The sequence below is a fragment of the Flavicella sp. IMCC45537 genome (genome assembly GCF_057197705.1).
In genome coordinates this window covers 2,044,009-2,070,349 of sequence record NZ_CM170067.1, presented here as the reverse complement: position 1 = coordinate 2,070,349, position 26,341 = coordinate 2,044,009, and the positions used below count along the sequence as shown (strand labels likewise).

Genomic DNA, 26,341 nt, shown 5'->3' with positions numbered 1-26,341 from the left:
TCAATTTAATTTGAAGAGCTGATGAGAGTGAGCACGAATCTTTTTAAATTTAAATAATGAGAAAAAGTAAAAACATTAATTCAAAAATCATTTGGTGTATTGTTGCCATATGTGGTTTAAGTCAAATTGCAACCGCAAATAAAGGAAAATCACCTAAAAGTTTTTCTACGGAAATAACGAATATTAGAAATATTGTATCTGCCAAAGTAGATGGAAAATCATGTGTTTATATATCTTCTTTAAGTGATGCTGTAGGCTGTTATTCTCTTGATGGGAAAAAGATTTGGGAAAAAACTTTGGATACTTCAGGAGTATTATTTGAAATTTTAGCTGAAGATATTACCAAAGACGGGAGTGATGAATTGTTGGTTGCTAGTGGAAATGGTTCCATCTATTGTTTTAATGGGAAGGGTGATTTGTTATGGGAATTTACGCCAAACCACAAAGTGCGATTTTCGGAAATAGCAGTTGTCAAAAATAACGCGGGAATTCAAATCTTTGCAGGAGGAAATGACTATAAGATATATGAGATAGATGCAAATGGGAAATTCATCGGAACTACTAAAATTTCTGGGACCATCCGTAAAATAGAATCCGGAAATTTTATTGATAAAAACAAAGAATCTCTTTTTGTGATGACCTATTCACATGATAAATTTCGTTGGGAATTTATGGGGGTTTTAGATGCTGATACAAAAAAGGTTCTAAAGGAATTAAACTATAAAAAAGCAGCGGTAAAGGAATTATCAAAAATGATGGTTACCGAAATTACAATTGCGGATTTAAACAAAGATGGTTTGTCGGATATCACTTTTTTTGGAGATGTATCTTGGATTCCAGTGGTAGTTGGTTTGAATGGTTCGTTTCAGGAAATTTTGAGTTTCAAAGGTACGCGTAAAGAAATTCAACGTTATGCTAATGCCAAGGGTACGGTGCTTCTGCCAGTAAAGGATGAAATAATGTTTCAATTTGGAGGTTTCCTTTATAAATTAGATTTGAAAGGTAAATTGATTCAGAAAACAGGTACGAGATATGCAATATCTGGAGAGTTGGTGTTTAATGATTTTACAGTAGATGTAAAATCCAAACAATTGATTGGAGCTGGAGAGGTAGATGGAGGAAATACAGTATGCTTTTATGATTTAAAGAAGAATAATTGGAATGTTGCAACCAAACCTAAGTCTATTGGAACCATGGATGAGGTTGCTAGAAACATGGAAACCTTGTATGAGCAATTGTTAGATTTTAAAATGCCATTTTATCAAAAGTCCTCTGACAAGGAATGGGTGATGATAACCGGAAAAAAAGTAGATGCTAAGGTTGCGAAACTTAAAGGAAATAACATAAAATTTGTTATTCAAAGATCGCCTAAAGAAAGTACAGATAGGTCGCACTTAGTGGCTGTCATGGGAGATATTGCACTTAAAAAAGATAAGAGAGGGAAATATCAAGATTCAAGAGCTGCGATTGTAAATCAAGCGAAGGCATATGAGGCAGAAGGACAGTTGTTCACTTTTTGGGCAGGCCACGGAAATGACCCTTTTTATATTCAAATAGAAACTTTGGAAGAGATTTTAAAAGTTGCACCAAATACTTGTCGTGGTTTTGTTTATGCAGAAATGGATAATGTTGATGATCCTAGGGTACAACATTTTGTAAGAGAGTATGTTCCTAGATTAGCAAAAGCGATTAGAGTTAATAACAAGGCAAAATTATATTTTAGGTATAAAAACACATTTTGGTCTTTGACAAATAAATTGCCATTATGGCAAGAGTTGTTTTTTTCTAACAAATACAATGATATATTGGTGCCTGCCTCAGAAGATACAAGTTCAAGAACACAAGATATCAACTTAGCTGGTCGTGTGGGAATGTTATCTGCGGGGTATGTTGATGATTTTGCGATGAGGTTGATAGATGACAATCCAACAAGTTGGAGACCTTTAACGCCAGGTGGACAGCGTTCTGTTTCTCCGTATTTACGTCAAGGAGTTATGATGGCTGCTTACGGTGCAAGTCATGGAGTAGTTGCAGATAATAAGTTTATCGAAGAGCCTGGCTTGAATGTGTTGTTTGGACTGATGAAATCTGGTGTGTTACCTATTGTGGAAAAAGAAGATATTATGTCTATTGGATCTTGGCATTTAATTGATAATGTAGATGCGCATTTAGTGCATTCTATTGATAACCATCACTCGTTAAAGCAATACAAAGCGACTGATGATAAGGCTGTGTTTTCGGTAGCTCAAATGCATTGGGCAGGAACAAATATCCCTGAAAATGATTATTCTCAGATTGCGCTAGGGGTGCACTATAGATGGTTGAATTATATTCCTGAATTACCGAATGGAATGGTGCCTGTAGCTCCAATAGAGTTTGAAAAACAATTGAAAGAAAAGGGGATTCCTTATACGATCAGTGATGGAGTTAAAGGAAAGTTGAATGATAAATTTATTTCTGCAGAAGACTTTGCTCCGTATTTTAAAAAGACCGTTGCAAAAGGAGCATCTCAACTACCTATTTTGGTAAAAGGTGCTGCTTGGAGTGCAATTAGGATAGATAAAAATCATGTCAGATTAATTCTTATGGATCCCGGTTATATAGAGCCAAGCAAAAGAAATGCAATTATTTCCTTTACAGGGGAGTTACCAGTTTCTGCAAAAGATATTCTTTCAAATGATAAAATTAAAATCAAAAATAATTTAGAACTATGCGTTCCTGCTGGTTCCTTAAGATTTATTGATTTTAGTTATTAGTTAGGTTAAGGTTAGCTTAAAACGTCCTAAATACTTTAGGACGTTTTTTTATGTGCTACATTTTTTTATTGATGTTCAAATTTCCACTATGAAAAATTTTGAAACTGTTACTCATAGAAATAGCTTAATTTCACGTTTTTAGAATCTGAAAGAAAAAATGAATATAATGAAGAAAAGTATCATAGCCATTGTTTATTGTTTATTTGCTCTGCAATTACAGGCGCAAATAAAAGTATTGATTGTAGATGGACAGAATAATCATGGTGTTTGGCCTATGTCAACGATTATGATGAAGCAATATTTAGAAGAGACAGGTTTGTTTAAGGTAGATATTGAGAGAAGCAATTTTATGTGGAAATCAGAAGGGAAAAAAGAATTTTTACCACTTGCTGGAGTGGGTGAACGTAGCACGTCTAAATCTCCAAAGACAGATCCTGAATTTTCTCCAAAATTTAAAAAATATGATGTTGTAGTTTCTAATTTTGGGTGGAAAGCTGCTTCTTGGCCAGAAAAAACGCAAAAAGCTTTTGAGAAATATATGAAAAAAGGAGGTGGATTTGTGTCTGTGCATGCTGCGGATAACTCTTTTCCAAAATGGTTTGCATATAACCAAATGATTGGTTTAGGTGGTTGGGGTAACAGAACAGAAAAAGATGGACCATATGTATATTATACAAATGAAGGAGAACTGGTAAGAGATACTAGTCCTGGAGGTTCAGGTGCCCATGGGCCAAAAAATGAATTTCCCGTGACCGTGAGAGCAGAGCATCCAATTACAAATGGAATGCCAAAAGTTTGGTTGACAACAAAAGATGAATGTTATGCAAAATTAAGGGGGCCAGCAGAAAATATGACCATACTAGCTACTGGTAAAGATGCCTCAGGAAAAGCTCCAACGGATCGACATGAGCCTGTGTTAATGGTGCTTGATTATGGGAAAGGAAAAATTTTTCATACCACTTTAGGGCATGATGCTTTGTCATTTGAAAGTGTAGGTTTTCAGGTTTCGTTTTTAAGAGGAGTAGAATGGGCTGCAACCGGTAAGGTAACCCAAGAGGTTCCCGGAGATTTTCCAAGTGCCACAAAATCTTCAAGGAGACCTTTTGAATTGAAAAAATAAAAATTCTTAGTTATTGTAAATTATCCGGTAGGGCTTGTAAGGTCTTTACCGGATTTTTTGTGTCTTAGAGTTTATAAGATTTACTGTTAAACACATAATAAGAACCAACGGATACATGGCTTTGACTTAGTTTTTTTTTATTTGTTATTGCAAGTTGCATCGTTTTGTAACCAACCTAAATGACAAATAATAAAATGAAAAAAGTATTAACCCTTGGGGTTTCCATCATCGCTTTTAGTTTCTTCACAACGCAAGCTCAATATAAAAAATCAGTTTCTAATACAGAGGCTACTTATGATTTTGAAGAGAATGGAAAAGGTTGGAGCACGGATCATTCTGAAAATTTCTCTCCTACAGATGAAAAGTCTGTATCAGGTTCCTACAGTATGAAATTCAGTAATTATTCAGCATATAAAAATACTGCGTATTACAGTATCAATACTGGGCATACTATTATGAAAGTAAGAGTTGCGGTTAACAATGGACAAAAGTATTTGATTGCCAGTTCTTATGACGGTATTGTAATGGGGGTTTCCTATGGTGGTAATATTTTGTGGAAAAATAACCTATCAGGATACATGATCCATGATATTTGGTGCGATGATATTGACGGAGATGGTAAAGATGAAGTATTGATAGCAAATGCTGATGGTAATGCTTATTGTTTAGATGGAACTTCAGGAGATACCAAATGGGAGTATAAAAGAAATGATACTCCAATGTATTCTATCTGTACAGTCACAAGTAATGGATCAAAATATATAGTATGCGGAGGGATGGATCTCAGTATTTCTTACTTGTCGAATTCCGGGATAATGTTGAAAAACATTCACTCTTCAACCTATAGCAATGAAAAGCCCTGGGGAGGAGTAGATTCAAAATATAATTATTTACACTATGCCAATTTTTTACGACCTGTTAAAACCAGTGATGGAAATGAAGTTTTAGCGGTTCATGGGAGTAACAATCATATGCAAGGTAAAGGAAGTATTTATTTATTTAATGCTTTTGAAGAATTGCCATATAAATCGATCAAATTATCTGCAAATACGGTTTTAGGAGATTTAAAGGTTAGTGATATAGATAATGATGGAACTGAAGAAATTGTGATGGGAACTTCTGCACATTATAAAAGTGCTGAGATTGTTCGTGTTGATATTGATGCTACCGCGGATGATTTAGTAAGATACACACATTCTGGAATGGGGTTTGGATATTTTGTAACACAAACAGAGATGATTCAAGAGGATGCTGTCGATAAATATGTTTCAATTTCAGGGAATCATATGTTTTTACTAGATACTTCTTTAGATGGTTCAGGAAGAGAAGAGTTGGAATGCTTTTATTCTTTTAATGATATGTGGAAAGATGATAACAAGCTTGTGTTGGCAAGTGCACAAAGTGGAGGAAGCTGTATCCATATTCTGAATACGGATGTTTCAGGTTGGAAAACGGCATATGAGACGATTTCGCCTGAAGGAAAAATCCAAGAAATAATAGATAATACCGCTGCAGCTAGGGCTAATTTAGCAGGGTACATTAGACCTGATTTTGAAAGAGAACCAGTTCCAGTTTATATGATGACAGAAAGTACAGATTCAGGGTTGGCAAAACAAGTTGCTGATGAGATCAAGGCCAATTATAATAGTCCAATCTTTTTAGGCGGTGAACATACGAATAAGGCTGAAGATTGGGATCGTTCTGAAATGGAAAACGAAAAGTATAAAGAAAAAAGAGATGGTAGAAGGCAATATACATACACTCAACAAGAGTGCTTGGATTTGATAACACCTTGGTATGAAGGAGAAGATGGAATTGCTTATTGGGGAGGTCATGGAAATGATCCGTATATGTTTCATTTAGAAACTACCAAAAAAGTAATAGACCATGCAGCAGGAAAAAAAACGGTATTGATATATCCTGAATTAGAAGATGATTCGGATGATTTTGCTTGGGTAATGGAAGATTTGTTTTATCCTTTAGCAGATTATTCGAAGACTAAAAACACCAATATTTTTGTTAGAACAAAACATAACTTTTGGCAAGGAAATATTTATTTGCCGATGTGGGAGAAGACGTTGAATGGTGATTATGCTGAAATTTTTGTCCCTTCTATGGAAGAAACTACAGACAAGGCAATGGATATTAGTATTGCTGGACGTTCAGGAGTTTGGGCCAGTGGTGCTGTTGATAGTTGGGGATCACGTTCTGTTCCAGATAATCCAAGTTTTGACAGATCACGTCAACATTCACATCAGCGATTGCCAAATCATTTTTTGCGTCATATGATGTATCATATGGCAAGTGGAGCTCAATATATCAACAACTTTGCAGTATATCCTGATTACATGAGCTTTCTTTGGGAGTTAGTAGCGAAAGGTGCACTTTATGTTCCAAAAGCCAATGAGATTGTTAGTTATTCTCCAGTGCATTTGAGCATGCAAAATCCTGATGCACATTATATGGAAGAGGGAAGTAGTTTAAAGTGGTCTGTTTTTTATGACGAAGAATTTGAAGAAAGTAACCCTTTTGTTTTTAGTAGGCAAAACTCTACTTGGATGGCAGCAAAGGTGAATCCGTGGGATTTTTCTAGTTATGCTGGACATGTAAAGGATAGAAGACAGAACTATTTGCCGAATTACCCAAACGGATTGGTACTGATTACTCCACCTCAAGAAGGAGTATATTCAAACCAAACTGCTATTAGAGGGAAATTAAAAGATAATTTACATCCAATTTATAAAGATATTCTAACGGAATACATCACAGATGGTAGGCACTATTACTCTTCTGATGGTACACAAACGTATGCCGCGGATACTTATTATACTACAGTAGAATCTGAAATAGAATCTAAGTCAAATTTAATACCGATTACGGTAGAAGGGGATGTTGCATGGGTAGTTGCACAAACTTCTCCAACGCATTTAAGGTTGACAATTATTGACGGAGGTTATTTGAATCCAGATGACCGAATCGCAAAAGTTACTTTTAATACCATCAATCCAATAAAAGTAACAGATATACTTGACGGAAAATCTTTTGACGCGAATTCAACAACAATTGAGGTTGATATTCCATGTGGAACTTTTCGTTTTATTGATGTGGAGCTTTCAAGTGCTCTATGATGTTGAAGGTAAACAGTATGTAAATGAAATTACAATTAAAACAAACAAAGTGTTTTCTTAGTGAGAAACTTTTTTCTTATAAATACAACCAACCCTGTCTAGATTCTTCTTGGCATTATCACAAAGAATATGAGTTGCTGTATGTTTCTAAGGGAAGTGGTATACGTTTTGTAGGAGATAGTGTTCAAGAGTTTAATGAAGGTGAGTTAGTTTTGGTAGGTGCCTATTTGCCGCACTTGTGGCGTAATGATTTATCATCAAAGTTAGATTCAGATTCTAATGTTGAAATCGTAGTCATAAAATTTCTGAAAGATTTTATCGGGCAAGGAGTTTTTGAAAACCCTGAATTTTATGCTATTAAGGATATGTTAAAAGCATCTGATTTAGGAGTGTTATTCTCGAGTGAAACTTCTGAAGAATTTAAAGATCGCTTGTTGCACTTTCATGATTTGAATGCCCCAGAAAAGTCAATAGAATTACTTTCTTTATTGCATGATTTGTCTCAGGAAAAGATAGATAAACAAATTTCCACTCTGGATATGAGACAATATTCTTCTGAAAATGGCTCTAAGTTAGATGAGGTGATGAAGTTTATATCTATCAATTATGCCTCTAGTATCTCTTTAAAGGATGTTGCGGAAATTGCTTGTATGACTGAAAATTCTTTTTGTAGGTATTTTAAAAATTTGACAAATAAATCTTTCGTGAAGTTTTTAAATGAGGTGCGTATTAGAAATGCTGCGAAACTTTTAGTTTCAACGAATAAATCTATTTCTGAAATAGCTATAGAGGTAGGGTTTCCATCAATCACAAATTTTAACAAGCAGTTCAAATTAGTACAAAATGAAACTCCAAAAATATATAGAGAGAGAATTGCGTACGAAAAAAAAATATAACGCATTTTTAAAAATAAATAAGATTAATGAATTTAAATTCTTCAAAAAAAATAATTTTCTTATCAGTACTACTAGTTTCTATATTGCTACAGTCGCAATCAAAAAAAACGAATGTGATTTATATACTGGCAGATGACCTTGGTATTGGGGATTTAGGAATATATGGTCAAAAATTATTAAAAACGCCAAATATTGATAGGCTGGGTTATGAAGGAATTAAATTTACGGATCATTATTCCGGAAACGCAGTATGCAGTCCTTCTAGAGCAGTTTTAATGTCAGGGCAACATCCTGGTCATAACCATATTATTGGTAATTCTCCAAATGAGACCCCATTAAAACCGGAAATGACTGTGTTACCAGAGCTTTTTAAAAATGCGGGTTATGCAACGGGAGCCTTTGGGAAATGGGGATTGGGCTATACTTATTTAGATACAGAGGCCAACCCATTACAAAATGGATTTGATGAGTTTTATGGATGGAAAACACAATATGCAGCACATACCTACTATCCAACAAGCATGGTTCATAATGGGAAAAAGGTTATGATGAAACCTGGTACCTATGTTCACGATGAAATTATGAAAAACGCCTTCAGTTTTATAGAAAAGAACGCGAAGCATAATAAGCCTTTTTTCTGTTATATTCCTACAGCAATTCCTCATGCAGCGATGCATGCTCCGAAGGATTTACATAATAAATGGCGCAAAAAACTCCCTCAGTTTGAAGATAAAATAGGTGTGTATAGTGCGAAGGACGAGCCATGTCCCGATGTTGTAAATCCAGTTGCTGCTTTTGCGGCTATGGTAGAGCACTTGGACAATCAAGTAGGGGAAATAGTAGAAATTTTGAAAAAAACAGGTCAGTTGGAAAACACGTTGATCATATTTACAAGTGATAATGGAGCTCATAATGTGGGAGGGCATGATCCAAAATTTTGGAATTCTACCGGGGCGTTTAGAGGAATGAAAAGAGATATGTATGAAGGAGGTATAAGAACTCCTATGTTGGCTTATTGGCCTGGCGTTATCAAGCCTGGTTCTGTAACAAATCTACCAAGTGCCTTTTGGGATGTTATGGCTACTGCATCTGATATATTAGATGTTGAAGTTCCGGCGCAATGCGATGGGATTTCTTTTTTGCCAACTTTAAAGGGGAATATTAAAAATCAAAAACAACACGACTATTTATTTTGGAGAATCGAGTCTCATAAAATATACCATCAAGCGATAAGAATAGGGAATTGGAAAGGGGTTTTGAATACCTATAAAAAAACAAAGAAAACAACTGAAAGAAAAATGCCTCTAGAATTGTATGATTTGTCAAGTGATATTTCAGAAGAACATAACCTAGCGGACCAAAATCCAACAATGGTGGGCAAAATGATGAAAATAATTACAGAAATGTAATTTTAGGCAGAAAATGTACTAATAGTAACAGGTATTATACTTGAACCTACATGGAAGCAATTAAGAATGGGTTAATTTGTTTTTATTCGGAGGTAGTATTGATGTATTTTGATTCAGATAAAGCCTGTATTTTTATAAAACAAATAATTGAAGAAAATGAGACTTAAATTTTTAGCACATATATTTTTCTTACTGGGGTTGGTAGTAACTGCTGAGGCAAAAGAAATAATAAATATTAAGAAGGAAAAGGGTGATATGACCCAAATTCTTAGAGATAAATTAAATGGTATTGTCGATAAGGAAGTAAAAATAATTTTTGAACAAGGAACTTATCTTTTTCTTCCTACCTATGCCATGGATAAATATTGCTTTATTACAAATCATGGAAATGGATTGAAAAAAATTATTTTCAGATTTGATGGGTTTGAATCCGTGGAAATTGAAGGAAATGGATCAAATTTTATGTTTCATGGTCAAGAAGCTCCCTTTCAATTTGAAAATTGTAAAAAGGTATCTGTTAAGGATTTGACTATTGACTGGGATGTGCCATTCTCTTTTCAAGGAGATGTGCTGCAAGTTGATAAAGATGCAGAATGGATTGATATCAAGCCTTATAAACAAGGTTTTTCTTGGAAGTTGATGAAAGGAAGAATCATGTTTCCAAATATTGATGGTTTTCATTTTGAAGAATTAGGAAGTACTTTAGAGTTTGATAAAAAAACAAAAGCAGTAGGCCATGGTGCTTGGGATTTCGGTAGTAGACCAAGATGGGTGGAAAAAAGACCGAATGGAGTTTTAAGAATTCACGAAAAAAGAAAGTTTTATCCTGCTGTAGGAACTGTGTTACACTCAAAAGGAGGTCATGGACAGAATAGATATGCTCCTGCTTTTCAGGTAACTACTTCGTCTCATATAAACTTTGATAATATTACAATTCATCATGCTTTAGGAATGGGGTTTCTGTTTGAAAGAAGTGAATATATTTCCATTTTAAATTCTAAGATTGTATTGCCAGAAAATTCGGATCGAGTTGTTTCTACCATTGCAGATGCTACTCATTTTGCTAATTGTAAGGGGCAAATTCTAATAGAAAACTGTCGTTTTGAAAACATGTTGGATGATGGGACTAATGTACATGGGACTTATGTGAGTGTAGATCAAATAATCAATTCAAAAACTATTAGAGTAAAACTACAGCATTTTGAACAAATGGGCTTTGTATTCGCAGAAGCAAATGATGAAGTATGGTTTATTCAAAACCCCGATCCTTCAAGAGGAATTGTAAACAAAGTAACAAAAGTAACATACGTAAATGATAGATATTCTGATCTTACTTTTGAAAATGAAATACCTGAAAGTTTAGCTAAGGGAGATATTGTTGAGAATAAAACATGGAATCCTGAGTTTACGATGAGAGGATGTACGATAAGAAATCACAGAGCTAGAAATATTATTTTTAAAACTCCTCTTAAGGTGGTGATAGAAAATAATAATTTGTCCTCTATGATGTCTTCTATATTGTTAAGAGGAGAATCCTACTTTTGGTATGAATCAGGTGCGGTAGGTGATGTTTTGATCCAGAATAATAAATTTAAATACTGCGCTTATAGTGGGTCTGAGCATGCTGTACTGCGTGTTACCCCTAGGTTAGGAAGAACATTTGACCAGACTATTACGTACGATAAAAATATTAGATTTATAAATAATACTATTGAGAACTTTGACAACAGAGTTGTTTGGGCAGACAGAGCAGAAGGTTTGTTAATTGAAGGGAACACGATTACAAAAACAAAAAATGCTAAGGCTTTATATCCCGATGCTCCGGTTTTTGAATTTGAAAATTGTAAAGATGTAAAAGTTTATAAAAATAAGTATATAGGCAAAGCTAAAAATACTGAGATGGTGAAGGTAGATGCCGCATCTGAAGAAAATATTGTTGTCAAAAGGAACAAAGGGTTTAAATAAAATTACAAATTGTTGAAATTTGTAAGTTAATTAGTTTGTTAGATTAAGGACCTCACCATTTTGGTGAGGTTTTTTGTTTTTGGTAGACTGAGAACTACATGTTATATGTAAATGGTAATAAATTCAGGCTGTATGGTTAAGTATTCTTTTTTACTACAGAGGACATGCTCTTTTGTTAAGGGGATTATATTTAACACATTCAATCCTACCTCTTATGATTAAAACGAATACATATCAATTTATTTTAGAAAGCAGAATTTTTGAAATCAAATTGAAAATAATTGGAGCCACCTAGCTGTGCAATTGTTTATAAGATTACAAGTACCAACCAACCAACTTAAAAACCAAAGAATGATTAAACTAATTAAACCAAGTATTTTGGCTTTGTTTCTATGCGCAGGATTCATAGGGAAAAGTCAGAAAATAAAAGATTTTTATACCGAAACAAACCATCTAGGAGTTACCAAAGATTTTATTGAAGATTACGGGGGAACTCCGAATGATGGAAATGATGATAGTGCTGATTTACAGTCGGCTATTGAGGATATGAAGAAAGAACCCAATGGAGGAGTGATCAAAATTCCAGCGGGTAATTATGTATTATCTGGAATTGTAATGAAATCTAATGTGCATTTAGAAATAGATTCCAATGTGAAAATTTATCCAACGCCAAGAACAGATACCAAGAACTATTCAATTTTTGCTTTTGGAGGTGATTTTGGAACCGTTTTAAATACCAGTATTAGAGGTGTTGGAGGCAAGTTTATAGTTGATTTACGAAATCTTCAAAATAAAAATGTAGCCGTTTTTAATTTTAAAAATGTTAAGAATTTTTACTTAGCGAAATTCAATGTATTGGATGATAACACAAAGTTTTCTGCCGTTACTTTTGGGTATTCTGAATATAATGGAAACTATTTTGTTCCACGTCATGGTGTTATCTTAAGTGGTAAAGTTTCAAATGCCCATTATGGTTATGGGTTGGTACAAATGCAAGCCGGAAAAAACATTTTATTAAAATATCTAAATGGTACTGGAGGAGTTACGCTAAGACTTGAAACAGGCTATGATAAAATGAACTTATTGCAAGTAGGTGGGCTTGATAGGATATATGGAAGAACTGTTAAATGTACGAATGGTAATGCTGCCGTAATGATTTCTCCGCATGCTATTCAGAATGGACATGTAGATGTGTCTGATGTCACTAGTGTAAGTTGTGGGTTTGCCGTGAGAGTAGGTGCTGGTTATACAAAATCTGATCAAGAAGCTGCCGGTTTGGTGCCTGGAATGTTTAAGAGTACTTCAGTGGTTAGTGATATTCATGCAACTTTTGGTACCAATGCACAATTAAAGGCGAAACATATTAAATACATGCCTTGTAATTTGCTTGATGATATTGCCACTGAATACAATGTAGATGGAGAGAGTTATAAATCTCCTTCAGTTGCTGCTGTAATAGATGGTTCCAAAGGAACTGGGCCGGGGTATTTTAATATTAATATAGAAGAAGCAGATGTAACAGCTGTTGGATTTGAAAGTCAGCCTAAACTAATTTTACATGATGAAGATGCAGATCAGTGTTCAAACAATGCATCAAAAAATATTGAAAAAAGAACTGTAGAACTTTACTCTGTAATAGAAGGAGTATATCCAAACCCGGTGAATGATAGGTTGTCCGTAGTTCTTTCTGAAGATTTTAAAGGGGGAGCATTGACGCTTGTAAATGCATTTGGAGCAATTGTATATCAAAAAAATGTGGATGTTAATACGGGTAAAAATATTCTTATTGATGTGCGTTCACTGGCAAGAGGTGTCTATTATCTAAAATTAGGATATGGACAGGCTCAAAAAATTATGATAGAATAAAATAAATAACAATTTGGTGCTTGTTAGAAAAAGTCTCCGATAGGGAGGCTTTTTTGCTTTTATGAATGGATTATGTACTGAAATATACATTTTATGGATTTACATATACAAATTAAGTTAGTTCCTTTCAGAACTTTGTGAATGTAGTTACTAATTATTCGGTGTTTCTTAGTGAATACCGTCAATCATAAAGATTCAATACAAAATTATGAAAAGAAGAAATTTTCTTAGAAATGTTGCTGGTGCTGCAGTAGCGACTAGTTTGTTGCCTATTGCGTGTAAATCTACTGACCAGGTTACAGGAAATTCTGCTGTAGGTTCTATTGGTGAAGGAAATGGTGGAGAGGAGCAATGGCATCAATTAGGAACAGGAAAAAAGGTTCCAACTCCTGTCCGTAAAAAGACCGTTGAGTATGACGTAGTGGTGATAGGAGCAGGGATGGCTGGAATTCCAGCTGCTGTAGCAGCTGCTAGAAATGGTGCAAAAACGGTTTTGGTGAATGACAGACCTATGTTAGGTGGAAATGCTTCAAGCGAAATAAGGGTAACAGTAAATGGAGTGAATAGATTATCTACAGGGTTAGCGGAACGTGAAACGGGGATTGTAGAAGAATTACTCTTAGAAAATAGACTTTTGAATGCTCAGGAATCTTATCCTATGTGGGACCATATTGTTTATGATTATGTCACAAGAGAGCCAAATTTGACTGTAATGGTAAATACTTCTGCAATAGATGCAGAGATGGATGGTGATAAAATTATTTCGGCTCGTTGTTGGCAGGTAACCACAGAAACAGAATTCACCTTAAAGGCAGATGTTTTTATTGATTGTTCAGGTGATGGTTTGATGGCGGCAAAAGCTGGTGCACTCTATAGAACAGGAAGAGAGGGAAAAGCAGAATTTAACGAGAAATATGCACCTGATGAGCCAGATGGGTGGCAAATGGGAGCTTCTATTTTGATGCAAGGAAGAGATTATGGAAGGCCTATGCCATATACACCTCCTTCTTTTATGCTAGAATACAATGGAGATAGCACCAAACATAGAAAAATTAACAATTTTATAGATGGATATTGGTGGGTTGAATTAGGAGATGATTTTGATATTATTGATGTTCAAGATGTAAATCGCCATAAATTAATGGGGTATGCTCATGGGGTATGGAATTATATAAAAAATTCAGGGAAATTTCCTGAATCCGAAAATTATGCAATTGACTGGATCGGTTCTTTTCCAGGAAGAAGAGAGTCTAGAAGATTTATTGGAGATCATGTTTTGTCAGAAAGAGACTTAACTGAACATAAGCATTTTGAGGATGCTATTGGTTTTGGTGGTTGGTCTTTGGATGAACATAATCCAGGAGGAATTGAGGATTTGTCAAACGAGCCTAGTTTTTTTCATCAAAAATTTAAGACGGTATATCAAGTTCCGTTTAGATCACTTTATTCAAAAAATATTGCTAATTTGATGTTTGCAGGTAGAAATGCTAGTTTGACTCACATAGCTCTGTCTTCTACAAGAATTCAGGGAACCTGTGCTTTGATGGGGCAAGCTGTGGGAACAGCGGCTACTATTTGTGTTAAAAAAGGTATTACACCAAGGGAAGTTGGGCAAAAATATATCAAAGAATTGCAAGAGCAATTGATGAGAGATGATGTTTATATTCCTAAAGTAGTTGCAAATGACCCTAATGATTTAGCAAAAAAAGCAAGTCAGATTTTCGGGTCCTCTACAAAAACAGGGGATGCCAAAAATGTGATTAATGGGATTTCAAGAGATATAGATGGTGAAATAAATCATTGGCAATCTGAAGGGTTGGGTGCTACTTTTCAAATGGAATGGGATGCTCCGATAAAGCTATCAAAGGTGGAAATTAAGTGTGATTCTAATTTGCATAAGAATATTACTATGAGAAAGCAACCGTTATCTGATCATCTTAGGAAAACATTTATTGATTATGTACCACCAGAATTAATGAAAGTTTTAGATGTAGAGGTAAGATTGGATGGATCTTGGGTTAAGGTAGCGGAAACTAAAAATAATATTGTACGTTTGATAAAGTTTGATTTTGAACAAGTGAAAACAACCGCTATTAGAATTAATTTAAAAGAGACCTATGGTCATCCAACGGCTAAATTATTTGAGGTGCGTTGTTACGAAGTTTAATGAAATATAAAATAAACATATTAGTCGCTTTTTCGCTCCTTTTTAGTGTTACAGGAAAGGCAGTTGAAGGCAAGCTCCTTACAAATACAGAAATCACGCATGTGATTTCTGTATTGCATCCAGGAATTAGTACTGAAAAACCTGTAGAGTGCAAGTTGATAGAATCTAAAAGTCCCTATGCGAATAATAGTAGTTTTTATATGGATGTAGAATCCGTTGTGTGCGGATCAAAAGAATGTAAAATTGTTACCGTTCGTGTTCATTGGGATGCATTAGGAGCCTATTCAAAAATAGAATTAAGGAATGGTGCCGAATTAGAAAAGAATGAAGGGAAACCTTTTTCTAAATCAGATTATGAAAAATTACAAACGATTTTAAAAGATAAAAATTCACCTCTCCAAACATATTATAAATATGAATTAGTAAATAATTCTCATGCCAACGCTTTGGATGCTTTTTCAGGGGCAACGGTAGAAATAGATAAAACGGCTATTGTTGAAGGTGCGGTTTGGACTTGTTACACACTTTGGTATTGGGCAAATGGAGAAACCGTTTCTAAAATTAGAGAAATTACCGCAGAAAAATATTCTAGCTCAAAACTAATAAGCTTATTAAAAGGTAGTAATAATGCGTACAAGAAATTTTCTATAGAAGAATTGGATAAAAGAAAGTTTTATTCAGTTGAAGCTCAAGAACAAGTTGTCATTGCCAGTTTAGTTTCTGATGCGTTAGGTAAAAAAGGGATTGCATATTTTGAGAAATCAACCTCAGGAATTTATTATAAGGCTCTTGAGAAATTATATTATAATGATAAGGAGAATTTAAGAAGAGCTGTCTTGAATTCAATGATAGAAACAAGATTTATTGCGCCGGTAGGCGTGTATGATCATTTTAGTGATAAAAATATTCTTTCTAATTCATATCAAGAGATTGATTTGTTTTTTACACTACTGCAAGCTAAAGATTATGTTTCTCAAAAAGTAATATCAAATTCAGTTGAATTATTGACGCATGATAATTTTATTATCGCAAGAAGGGCTTATTGGTATCTTAAAAATAAAAAATTATCAGAGTTAGAAAAGGAACGATTGAATGTTTTTAAAGAGAGAAATGTTTATCGGTTATAGATTTGGAGTATAGTATAATACTTCCAATTGGGTGTTTAATTTTGAATTAATTTTTTTCTGACTAGTTATGTTTCTTTAATTGTATTGGTATGATTGAGGTATTCATTTTGAAATAGAATAGCAGCTTGTTTGGTGTTTGTAATCAGGTAACTAAAAATTATTTTGGGTAAAATATTCCGTTCTTGGGGTAATTTTTATAAATAGATTTAGCTAAAAATAAGGTCTCTTTGTAGTAGACTAAGCTAAACTTTATGCAATTATTTTTAAAAAATTCAGAAGAAATCGTAAACCAGCGATTGAATGTAATTAAAAATGTTGTGCCATGCATTGACTCCTCTTGGCATTATCATTCTCAGTTTGAATTACTTTATGTAACTAAAAGCAGCGGGATTCGTTTTGTTGGTGAAAGTGTAGCCTCTTTTCATCCGGGTGATCTTGTGTTAGTGGGGGCTTATGTACCCCATTTATGGAGGAATGATATTTCATTTTATAAAAATAGGAATAGTCCTGAAGAGCAGGTTGAAACAACTGTTATTAAATTCAAAAAGGAATTTCTGAGTTCAGAAACTTTTAATCAGCCTGAATTTACCGAGGTAAAAGAATTACTAGAAGAATCAACTTTTGGAATTGTTTTTGGAAATAAAGTAGCAGAAGAACTTCATGAAGCCTTAATGCAAATTGTAGATATGCCTAAGGCAAAACAAGCAATAAAATTAATGGATATTTTGTTAATTCTTGCAACGACTAGAGACAAACAGACCTTGTCTGAGAAAGATATGAGGCAATTAACAACCAAAAAGGCGGATAAATTGGATGTGGTGTTGAAATATATTTCAGATAACTATACAACTAATATTTCTTTAAAAGATGTGTCTGATTTAGCATGTATGACCCCAAATAGTTTTTGCAGATTTTTTAAAAAAATGACAAATAAATCTTTCACTCAGTTTTTGAATGAGGTTAGAGTTCGCAAAGCATTACGTTATTTGGTGCATCGAGAAAAATCCATTTCTGAGATTTGTTACTTGGTTGGATATAACTCTATAAATAATTTTAACAAACAGTTCAAGCTAGCGATGGGGAGTACACCTAATGAGTATCGTTATTATAATATGGTGGATTAGATAGGGTAAAATAATGTAGTTCAAGGGTAAATTATATAAATGCTTGAGTAATATATTGTGCCAAATTTGTAAATAGAACGTGACTGTTCATTAATTAAACTTAAAATAAATTTTAAATGGAATATAAATTTAGTCATATCGGTATACCAACAACAGAGGAAAAAAAATGGGACGGTTTTTATGAGCCTGGAAAAATTCATTATACTGATTTTAGTAAGGATGAATATGGAGTGGAATGGATAAAATTTGATGTAGATAGTCCAATGCCGGAAATGATGCAAAAATTGCCTCATGTTGCTTTTTTGGTTGATAATATTGAAGCTGCAATTGAAGGAAAAGAAATTTTGGTAGATACTTTCTCTCCAGGTGAAGGAGTGCGTGTGGCGTTTATTGTTCATAATGGTTCGCCTGTAGAATTTATGGAAGTAAAAGAGTAATATTTGGTTTGATTGGAATAGCACGCCTGCTTGGGTAGTTAAATTCGTTTTTTAATTTGGTTGGAATAAGCAGAATTTTAGATTAGTGCACAAGTAGGTTGCTATATTCATTAAAAAAGTTAATAGATAAAAGTAAAATAGAGTAGTATGAAGAAAATTATTTTAGTAGCAATTTTATTGTTTTCAGTAAAAGCAGCGGTTGCCCAAGGAAAGTATCAAATGAAAAAAATCAATCATTATGTAACTTCCGCAGCGGAGGAGTTTGGATTAAATGAAGCTGAAGAAAAAAGCTTGTTAGATGATAGAATCGCATATTTTAATAATTATATGGCAGTGGTTCAGAAAGCAAAAGCAGGTGATATTTCTGCTGATGAAAAGAAATCACAGATCAATCAAGTTAATAAAGAGTTTAACAATAAATTAATCAAAGCAACAGGGAAAACGTATCCAGAGTTAGAGCCTTTCATGACAAGGATGAGAAAGGAGCTTAAAGAAATTTAAAAAAAAATATTTATTCAACGAGGGCATCCATAAAAAAAATATGGGTGCTTTTTTGATTTAAAGTGGTTGCTTTTCTTGGAGCAGTTAAAAATAGTTTACAATTAGATAAGTTAGTTATAGGAAAAATGTATTTTTTACGCTTTTTTTGTATACAATGTCTTTATTAATTAAAAAAAGAAAAATGAAATTAAAATATCTATTACTAGGTTTTATGGGTGTCTTGTTTTTACAAGTGGCTCAGGCTCAAAATGATTGGGAGAATGGGTTTATGTTTGAACAAAACAAATTGAGAGCTCGTGTACCAAGTTATTCTTACTTGAACCATCAAGATGCTTTAGCCGGAAATAGGGATGTTTCTAGAGTTCAAAGTTTAAATGGAATTTGGAAATTTAATTTTGTTGAAAAATCAAGCGAAAGACCTGTAGATTTTATTGCAAACGATTTTGAAGGAGCAAATTGGAGTGATATGCCAGTACCTTCTAATTGGGAATTGCAAGGTTTTGGACAGCCAATATATTCTAATATAATTTATCCTTTTACTCCCGATATTGAAAACGGTGGGAAAAGAAACTTTAATTATATGGGGCCTCATCCTCCACAATTTCCATTTATTGAGAAGTATAGAGATAATCCTGTTGGGAGTTATTATAGAGACTTTACAGTACCTGCTGATTGGAAAAACCAATCCGTAATTCTACATTTTGGAGGTGTCTCTTCTGCTTTTTATGTATGGGTAAATGGTAAAAAAGTTGGGTACAGTCAGGGAAGTAGATTGGCCGCAGAATTTGATGTAACGGAGTTTTTAAATGAAGGGAAAAACCGTGTTGCGGTGCAGGTGTTTCGTTGGAGTGATGGAAGCTATCTAGAAGATCAAGATATGTGGAGACTAAGTGGAATTCACAGAGAGGTGTTGTTGTTAGCACAACCTAAAATAGCTTTGAATGACTTTTTTGTAAGAACAAAGTTTGATGCTGAGTTAAACGATGCTAAAATTGAAGTACGTCCGCATATGTGGATGAAAGGAGACGAAGATGCTTTGAAAGGGTGGGAGCTTACAGCACAATTATACAACGCTCAAAATGAAAAGGTTTCTGGGGCTTCTATGGCGGCTTCTATAGAAGATATTCATTACGAAAGATGGCCGCAAAGAGATATTACAAAGTTTGCATTTTTGGAGGCTAATATTAAGTCGCCTAATAAATGGTCTGTGGAAAAACCATATTTATATACCTTGGTTTTTGACGTAAAGGATCCTTCAGGAAAAATAGTAGAATCTAGAAGTCAGAAAGTTGGTTTTAGAAAAGTTACTTTTAGTGATAAAAATGAATTATTGATTAACGGGAAGGTTGTTAAAATTATGGGGGTAAATCGCCATGATCACCACCCTGTTAGAGGAAAAGCTTTAACAAGAGAAGATCTAGAGGAAGATATCAAGGTGTTAAAAGCCTTTAATTTTAATGCCATTAGAACCTCTCATTACCCAAATGATCCTTATTTTTATGAACTGTGTAACAAGTATGGTTTGTATGTTATGGATGAAGCGAATATAGAGACGCATCATTTAGGAAGCTATGCTCCACAGCAGCCAGAGTTTGCCATTCCAATTTTATCAAGAGTGATGAGAATGGTTGATAGAGATAAAAATAATCCATCAATTATTTCTTGGTCGTTAGGTAATGAAGCAGGAACAGGACCTGCCTTTGCGGCAGCTGCTTCATGGGTTAAAGATTATGATCCTTCAAGGTTTGTGCATTACGAAGGTGCTCAAGGAGATCCTACACATCCGGAATATAAAGAAGGAGAAGAAGGACAAAAATTATTTAGAGGACCTACACATGCCAACCCAACAGATCCTAAGTATGTTGATGTGTTGAGTAGAATGTATCCTGAGGTGTATCAGTTGAAAGCCATGTCAGAGAGCAAATACATCAATAGACCAATTGTGATGTGTGAATATGCTCATGCAATGGGGAATTCTATTGGAGGTCTAGGCGAATACTGGGATTTAATCAATTCTAAGCCAAATTTAATTGGTGGGTTTATTTGGGATATGATTGACCAAGGATTAGAAGCCAAAGATAAAAACGGAAATATGTATTATGCCTATGGAGGTGATTTTGGCGATGTGCCAAATGCAGGAAACTTTTGTATCAATGGTGTTTTTGCTCCAGACCATAAACCAAATCCGCATGCATGGGAGTGTAAGTATATTTTTCAACCGTTTAATTTTGCTGCTACTGCAATTGAAACTGGAAAAATAAAAGCGATAAATCATTTAAATGATACTAATTTAAGTGCATATGATGTAAAGTGGTCTGTTTCTGAAAACGGAAAACAAATTCAATCAGGTGTTTTAAAATCAACAGATGTTGCTGCAAATACTACACAAGAATTAAAAATTCCTTTTAGAAGGATTAGATTTAAAGAAAATTCTGAATATTGGTTAGAAATTTCTGTTTTAGAAAAAGCGGATAATTTCTGGGCAAAGAAAGGTCATGTTGTAGCAAAAGAGCAATTATTAATTAGAGCGAAGAAAAATACAGTTGGAATAACTTCTTCTTCAAAATCTAAGTTAACGGTGAACAACTCTAATGAAAAAGTAGTTGTGAAAGGAAATAAGTTCTCTACAACGATTTCAAAAGAAACCGGAGATTTGATATCGTTTATCATCGGAAAAAAAGAGCAAATAAAAAGTCCGTTAAAACCAGATTTTTATAGAGCTCCTGTAGATAATGATATTCGAGGGGCTAGTAGTAGAGACTTTAAGAAATCTAGAAACTATTGGAAAGGATTTGATAAAAAGTTAAAGGTTTCAGATGTAAAAGTAGTATCGGATAAAAACAATGAAACATCAATTGTTGTATCGAAAGAATATAAAGATGAGGTGAAGCTGACGATTACGTACAGGGTACTAAGTGATGCTAAAATTGAAGTATCTATGCAGATGGATGCTAAAGAATCTTTACCAAGTTTGATTAACTATGGAATGACCATGGGGGTGCCTAAAACTTATAAGAATACTAAGTTTTACGGGAAAGGACCTTGGGAAAACTATATTGATAGAAAAAGAGGTGCCATCGTGGATGAATTTACCTTTAGAACGGACGATTTATTTACGAATTATATATATCCGCAAGGAAATGGAAATAGATCGGACGTTCGTTGGTTGGAACTTTCTGAATCCAAAAAACCAGGAATAATTGTTACCGGAACACCTGAGTTTGGCTTCTCAATATGGCCTTATAGTTCAGAGAATATTGAAAAAGCCAAACATCCATATGATTTGACTGAACAAGATTTTTATACACTTAATTTAAATTTAGTTCAAATGAGTGTTGGTGGAACTTTATCTGAAACCTTACCTCAGTTTGTTATTAAGACTGGTAAACATGATTTTACTTATGTATTAGAATTTAAATAAGATAAAAAAATAATTGATAAGCTGCTTTGTATGAGAATACAAAGCAGCTTTTTTATACATTCTATTTTGTTATAGTTGAAGGAAAAATAAAAATGTTGTAATATTATTCTATGTTTAGAAAATTCTGTTTTTGCGTTTTTTTATGTTTAGTTTCTATAAGTGTTTTCGCTGTTGAGAACAAACTTGAGCCTATTACACATATCTCTGTTCCTGATGGATTATCTGATAACAGCGTAACTTGTATGCTTGAAGATTCTAGCGGCTATTTGTGGTTTGGTACCTTTAATGGACTTAATAGGTATGATGGTTACGAAATAAAAAAGTATAGAAATGCTACAGATAAAAAAATATTGGTCAGCAATAGGGTGCGATCTCTTTGTGAGGATTCTAAAGGTAGGATTTGGATCGGAACAGATAATGGAATTACGATCTATGATCCAAAATTGGAGAAATTTACAGCGTTATATTCCAATCAATTAAAGAATAAATTAGATAAAGGACCAGGTGTTTTAAAGGTTATTGAAGATAAAAAAAACAATAAAATCTATGCCATGACTTGGCAAGAGGGAATTCTTGTTTTTAATACCGAGATGAGGTTTTTGGATAAATATATTATCCCAAAAAAAATGGAATTAGGAACGGTTCTGTTGTCAGATATGACCCTGTTGGATGATGAGAATTTATTGCTTACTTCAAATGTTGGATTGTTGCATTTTAATGCCAATAAGAATCAATATAAAATAATTGATAATCCTGTTTTTAAGGATGCGAGATCTGTTCAAGTGTTTGATAATGATAAGTTAATTTTCACCTTAGAGAATGGCGTAGCGGTATATTCTTATCATGTTTTAGACGATAGACTTTATTATTCTAGCCTGTTTTCAGGGTTTAAAAAGACGCGTTTTAATACAGCAAATGTGGATAAAGATGGTAATCTTTGGTTAGGGCATGTAGCAAACGGACTATATTTAGTGGATAATATTTTTAAACTGATTCATGGGAAAGGGACGGATACCGCAAGGTTTATAATTCCATCGGAACATTGTCATATTACTTCCGTGTTAATCACAGAAAATAAAGGAACTTGGGTAGGGAGTTTTGATAGAGGGATTTTTAAATTTAAAACGAAAAAATCTCCTTTTAAACAAATGTCCATGGAAGGAGTAATTAGTGATGATGTAAATGCTTATCGAGTTATGAATATTACCGAGCTTGATGATGATCAGACTTATGTAATTGCTAGAAATGGTAGAGTAGATTTAATAAATACTAGAACAGGAAAAAATAGTCCCTTTATTCAAAAGTTTAGAAAAATTAACAACAACAATGTTATTAAGATTTTTATAGATTCTAAAAAGAATACTTGGGTTTGGTATAGTGATAAGTCACTTTTTGTAATCGATGCAGATACGGATAAGGTTACTAAAATTGAAGAAAAAAAATTAGAAAATCTTATTTCATTTAAGTCCATAGAAGAGGATCAGTTTGGTGATATTTGGATTCATAGCGTAAATGCTGTTTTTAGATTGAAGTTTGATGAAAAGGGCGATTATAAAGGCTTTGAGGAACTTACGGAGAATTCCTTTTTTATCAAAGATAAACTCTATTATGTAAGGGACTTTTATGTAGATCCGATTTACAATTATTTATGGTTAGGAACTATTCATGATGGTTTGTATAGAGTAGAATTAGAAAAAAATAAGCCCTTAAAAGATTTAGTTATAACCCAATCTTTGTCGGATGTTTCCCTAGAAAATTCAATTCCTAGTAATTATGTAAGTGCTATTCAAAGAGGACCAGATAATATTCTTTGGATTGGTACAGTGGGTGGCGGAATTGCAAAAGTTTTAGAAAATGACAACAAGTTGAAATTTCTTTCTTACACGGAAAAGGATGGACTTTCTAATAATAATGTACAAGATATTTTTATTGATAAGAAAAACACTCTTTGGGTAGCTACGAACTATGGCTTGAATAAATTTGATCCAAAAAATGTAAATTTTGCCAAATTTTATAAAGAGGATGGATTACCCTTTGAGGAGTTTCGAGACGTGAATGCTTTGTTTGATAACGGTACTCTATTACTATCTGGTTACAGAGATTATTTCTATTTTAAAAGTGAAGATTTAGAACTCTTTAAACCGCTCCCTCAATTAAGTTTTGGAAATTTAAAAATATTAAATAAGAAAATAGATCCAGAGGATGTTCTAGAGGATAGGATTGTATTAGAGTCTAGTATAGATGATATTGAGGAGTTGGTTTTAAAATACGATGAGAATATTTTTTCCATTGATTTAATTTCCTTGCATTTTTCGAATCCTAAAAAATATTACTTAAAATATCAATTACTTCCTAGTAATTCTGAATGGATTCAAGTACCGAGTGCTCAAAAAACAATCAATTATAGTAGTTTGCCTTCGGGTGAGTATAAATTAAAGGTGATGGCCTCTAATTCTCTAAATGAATGGACAAAACCGAAGGAATTGAAAATTACAATCCTTCAGCCTTGGTGGAATACAACCTTTGCCCGCATGGTATATATACTATTGATTGTACTCGTCCTATATGGGATTGTAAATTATAGGCTCAGGTATATTCATTTAGAACATGATTTAGAAATTCAACAGTTTGAAAAGGATAAGGTAAATGAAATAAGTGCGGCTAAATTGAGGTATTTTTCTGATATCTCACATGAAATTAAAACGCCCTTAACCTTGATATCTGGACCTGTTTCTATATTGGCAGAAAAATTTAGCAAACAGACAGATATTTATGGTCATTTGGAAATGATTCAACGTCAAACTAAAAAAATTATTCAACTAGTAAATCAAGTGCACGATTTTCAGAAATCCGATGCCAATGCTTTAAAATTGAATAAATCTCATTTTTATGTACATGAATTGATGGAGGAGATTCAAAAGGATTATAGAATACATGTCATAAATCATAATAAAAAACTAGAAATAATTGCACCGGAAAAACCAGTGTATGTTTTTGCTGACTATGACAAGCTAGAAAAAACCTTAAATAATTTATTAAGTAACTCTTTTAAATTTACAGAATCAGGTGATATTGTAACCATTCGTTATAAAAATGAAGGGAATGTTTTGTCAGTTTCAGTTCAGGATTCAGGGAAAGGTATAGATGCAGAAGATTTACCATTTATTTTTGATCGTTTCTATCATTCCAATAAACAGAATAGTTTTGGAGTGGGAGGTTCAGGTATCGGGTTGGCTTTCTCAAAACGTTTGGTAGAAATGCATTATGGAACCATTGCTGCAAAAAGTGAATTGACAGTAGGAACCGAGATTTCTATTTCAATGCCTATAGTAATTGAAGGTTTTGAGGAAGGGCAAATAGAAAAAGAAAAAGAACTATTATCTCTTGAAGAAAAGTATACACAAGAGAAATTTGTACCTACTCAAGATGAAATTGAAAATGTATCAGTGGCCTCAGAGTTAAGAGGAGCGAATTTGTTTTTAGCGGAAGACAATGATGATATGCGATTATTTATATCTAATGCACTAGGAGCTTATTTTAATATAACTTCTTTTAGCAATGGTAAAGCTTGTTTGGATGCATTGGATAATGAATGGCCCGACTTGATTATCAGTGATGTTTTGATGCCAGAAATGAATGGGTTTGAATTGTGTAGAAGTGTAAAAGCTGATATCAATACAAGTCATATTCCGATAGTATTATTAACGGCTTGTGCAGAAGTCGACGAGCAAGTTAAGGGATTGATGGAAGGGGCGGATAGCTATATAACCAAACCTTTTGATATGAAATTACTTATTTCAAAGATCGAATCAATTTTACAGAGTAGAAAGTTGTTAAGAGAAAGGTTCGAAGTTAATTTGCCTCTTACTCGAAAAAAAGATGAAATTGTAAGTACAGATGTTACTTTTTTAGAAAAGTTATATGCACTTATGGAAGAGAATCTAGATAATCAGGAAGTGGATATCAATTCCTTTGCTAAAGAATTGTTCTTAAGCAGAACGCATTTTTTTCAGAAAGTAAAAGCACTTACCGATCAAACACCTTATAGCTTGTTAAAAACCTATCGTTTGAAAAAGGCAGCCAGTATGTTAGTTCAGAAAAATATGTCTGTCAATGAGGTGTTTTTGTCTACAGGATTCAAAAATAGACCACACTTTAATAAGGCTTTTAAAGAATACTTTAAGGTCTCTCCTTCCAATTATGTGTCAGAAAACGGGGTAAAATAGAGCTGTTTTTGTTAACAGAACATTATACCTCAGTACCGGAGTCTTTTCTTTTTTTATCCAAATTTACCCTATGAAAGCAACATTTTACCTCGTTTTAACGAGTTTTTACTTCTTATATCTGAGTGTAATTTCAATATAAGGTACTTTGAGATTGAAAAAAAAACTACATTAAACTTCTTCTCTATCCCTTGTTTTATA

The 26,341-nt window shown here is 33.6% G+C and carries 14 protein-coding genes; all 14 read left to right on the top strand.

Annotated elements, in window-relative coordinates:
• Positions 1 to 56: 56 nt before the first annotated feature.
• The 14 genes from AC2DGP_RS08480 to AC2DGP_RS08415 all read left to right on the top strand — a co-directional run bounded on the left by AC2DGP_RS08480 (position 57) and on the right by AC2DGP_RS08415 (position 26,143).
• Entirely contained in the window at positions 57 to 2,756 is a 2,700-nt protein-coding gene (locus AC2DGP_RS08480; RefSeq protein ID WP_484489635.1) for a hypothetical protein, read from the top strand.
• Between the two features lie 166 nt (positions 2,757 to 2,922).
• Complete coding sequence (locus AC2DGP_RS08475) at positions 2,923 to 3,876, top strand: ThuA domain-containing protein (protein ID WP_484489634.1); 954 nt, start codon at positions 2,923 to 2,925, stop codon at positions 3,874 to 3,876.
• A gap of 194 nt (positions 3,877 to 4,070) precedes the next feature.
• A complete protein-coding gene (locus tag AC2DGP_RS08470) occupies positions 4,071 to 7,004 on the top strand; it encodes a hypothetical protein (protein ID WP_484489633.1) in 2,934 nt (977 codons plus the stop codon).
• A gap of 23 nt (positions 7,005 to 7,027) precedes the next feature.
• The gene (locus tag AC2DGP_RS08465; protein ID WP_484489632.1) at positions 7,028 to 7,900 is read left to right on the top strand and encodes an AraC family transcriptional regulator; all 873 of its coding nucleotides are present in this window, start codon (positions 7,028 to 7,030) and stop codon (positions 7,898 to 7,900) included.
• Between the two features lie 113 nt (positions 7,901 to 8,013).
• Positions 8,014 to 9,309 carry an arylsulfatase gene (locus AC2DGP_RS08460; RefSeq protein ID WP_484489631.1) on the top strand — a complete coding sequence of 432 codons (1,296 nt, stop codon included), beginning with the start codon at positions 8,014 to 8,016 and terminating at the stop codon, positions 9,307 to 9,309.
• Between the two features lie 156 nt (positions 9,310 to 9,465).
• Positions 9,466 to 11,274, top strand: coding sequence for an alpha-1,3-galactosidase-related protein (locus AC2DGP_RS08455; protein WP_484489630.1), 1,809 nt, complete (start codon positions 9,466 to 9,468; stop codon positions 11,272 to 11,274).
• Between the two features lie 351 nt (positions 11,275 to 11,625).
• Positions 11,626 to 13,140, top strand: coding sequence for a T9SS type A sorting domain-containing protein (locus AC2DGP_RS08450; protein ID WP_484489629.1), 1,515 nt, complete (start codon positions 11,626 to 11,628; stop codon positions 13,138 to 13,140).
• A gap of 208 nt (positions 13,141 to 13,348) precedes the next feature.
• A complete protein-coding gene (locus AC2DGP_RS08445; RefSeq protein ID WP_484489628.1) occupies positions 13,349 to 15,307 on the top strand; it encodes an FAD-dependent oxidoreductase in 1,959 nt (652 codons plus the stop codon).
• Positions 15,307 to 16,434, top strand: a complete 1,128-nt coding sequence (locus tag AC2DGP_RS08440; RefSeq protein ID WP_484489627.1) for a hypothetical protein — start codon at positions 15,307 to 15,309, stop codon at positions 16,432 to 16,434. Before AC2DGP_RS08445 ends, AC2DGP_RS08440 begins: the two co-directional genes overlap by 1 nt.
• Before the next feature lie 251 nt (positions 16,435 to 16,685).
• On the top strand, positions 16,686 to 17,558 hold the full coding sequence (locus AC2DGP_RS08435) for an AraC family transcriptional regulator (RefSeq protein WP_484489626.1): 873 nt from the start codon (positions 16,686 to 16,688) through the stop codon (positions 17,556 to 17,558).
• A gap of 116 nt (positions 17,559 to 17,674) precedes the next feature.
• Positions 17,675 to 17,995: a VOC family protein gene (locus AC2DGP_RS08430; protein ID WP_484489625.1), complete on the top strand. Its 321-nt coding sequence runs from the start codon at positions 17,675 to 17,677 to the stop codon at positions 17,993 to 17,995.
• Between the two features lie 147 nt (positions 17,996 to 18,142).
• Positions 18,143 to 18,496, top strand: coding sequence for a hypothetical protein (locus AC2DGP_RS08425; RefSeq protein WP_484489624.1), 354 nt, complete (start codon positions 18,143 to 18,145; stop codon positions 18,494 to 18,496).
• A gap of 181 nt (positions 18,497 to 18,677) precedes the next feature.
• Positions 18,678 to 21,917, top strand: coding sequence for a glycoside hydrolase family 2 TIM barrel-domain containing protein (locus AC2DGP_RS08420; RefSeq protein WP_484489623.1), 3,240 nt, complete (start codon positions 18,678 to 18,680; stop codon positions 21,915 to 21,917).
• A gap of 110 nt (positions 21,918 to 22,027) precedes the next feature.
• On the top strand, positions 22,028 to 26,143 hold the full coding sequence (locus AC2DGP_RS08415) for a hybrid sensor histidine kinase/response regulator transcription factor (protein ID WP_484489622.1): 4,116 nt from the start codon (positions 22,028 to 22,030) through the stop codon (positions 26,141 to 26,143).
• Positions 26,144 to 26,341 lie beyond the last annotated feature (198 nt).

Excerpts from the sequence above, each read along its gene's own strand:
- AC2DGP_RS08455 (WP_484489630.1), top strand. The coding sequence starts at position 9,466 with ATGAGACTTAAATTTTTAGCACATATATTTTTCTTACTGGGGTTGGTA.
- AC2DGP_RS08475 (WP_484489634.1), top strand. The coding sequence starts at position 2,923 with ATGAAGAAAAGTATCATAGCCATTGTTTATTGTTTATTTGCTCTGCAA.
- AC2DGP_RS08445 (WP_484489628.1), top strand. The coding sequence starts at position 13,349 with ATGAAAAGAAGAAATTTTCTTAGAAATGTTGCTGGTGCTGCAGTAGCG.
- AC2DGP_RS08420 (WP_484489623.1), top strand. The coding sequence starts at position 18,678 with ATGAAATTAAAATATCTATTACTAGGTTTTATGGGTGTCTTGTTTTTA.
- AC2DGP_RS08470 (WP_484489633.1), top strand. The coding sequence starts at position 4,071 with ATGAAAAAAGTATTAACCCTTGGGGTTTCCATCATCGCTTTTAGTTTC.
- AC2DGP_RS08425 (WP_484489624.1), top strand. The coding sequence starts at position 18,143 with ATGAAGAAAATTATTTTAGTAGCAATTTTATTGTTTTCAGTAAAAGCA.
- AC2DGP_RS08430 (WP_484489625.1), top strand. The coding sequence starts at position 17,675 with ATGGAATATAAATTTAGTCATATCGGTATACCAACAACAGAGGAAAAA.
- AC2DGP_RS08435 (WP_484489626.1), top strand. The coding sequence starts at position 16,686 with ATGCAATTATTTTTAAAAAATTCAGAAGAAATCGTAAACCAGCGATTG.
- AC2DGP_RS08415 (WP_484489622.1), top strand. The coding sequence starts at position 22,028 with ATGTTTAGAAAATTCTGTTTTTGCGTTTTTTTATGTTTAGTTTCTATA.
- AC2DGP_RS08440 (WP_484489627.1), top strand. The coding sequence starts at position 15,307 with ATGAAATATAAAATAAACATATTAGTCGCTTTTTCGCTCCTTTTTAGT.
- AC2DGP_RS08465 (WP_484489632.1), top strand. The coding sequence starts at position 7,028 with ATGAAATTACAATTAAAACAAACAAAGTGTTTTCTTAGTGAGAAACTT.
- AC2DGP_RS08480 (WP_484489635.1), top strand. The coding sequence starts at position 57 with ATGAGAAAAAGTAAAAACATTAATTCAAAAATCATTTGGTGTATTGTT.
- AC2DGP_RS08450 (WP_484489629.1), top strand. The coding sequence starts at position 11,626 with ATGATTAAACTAATTAAACCAAGTATTTTGGCTTTGTTTCTATGCGCA.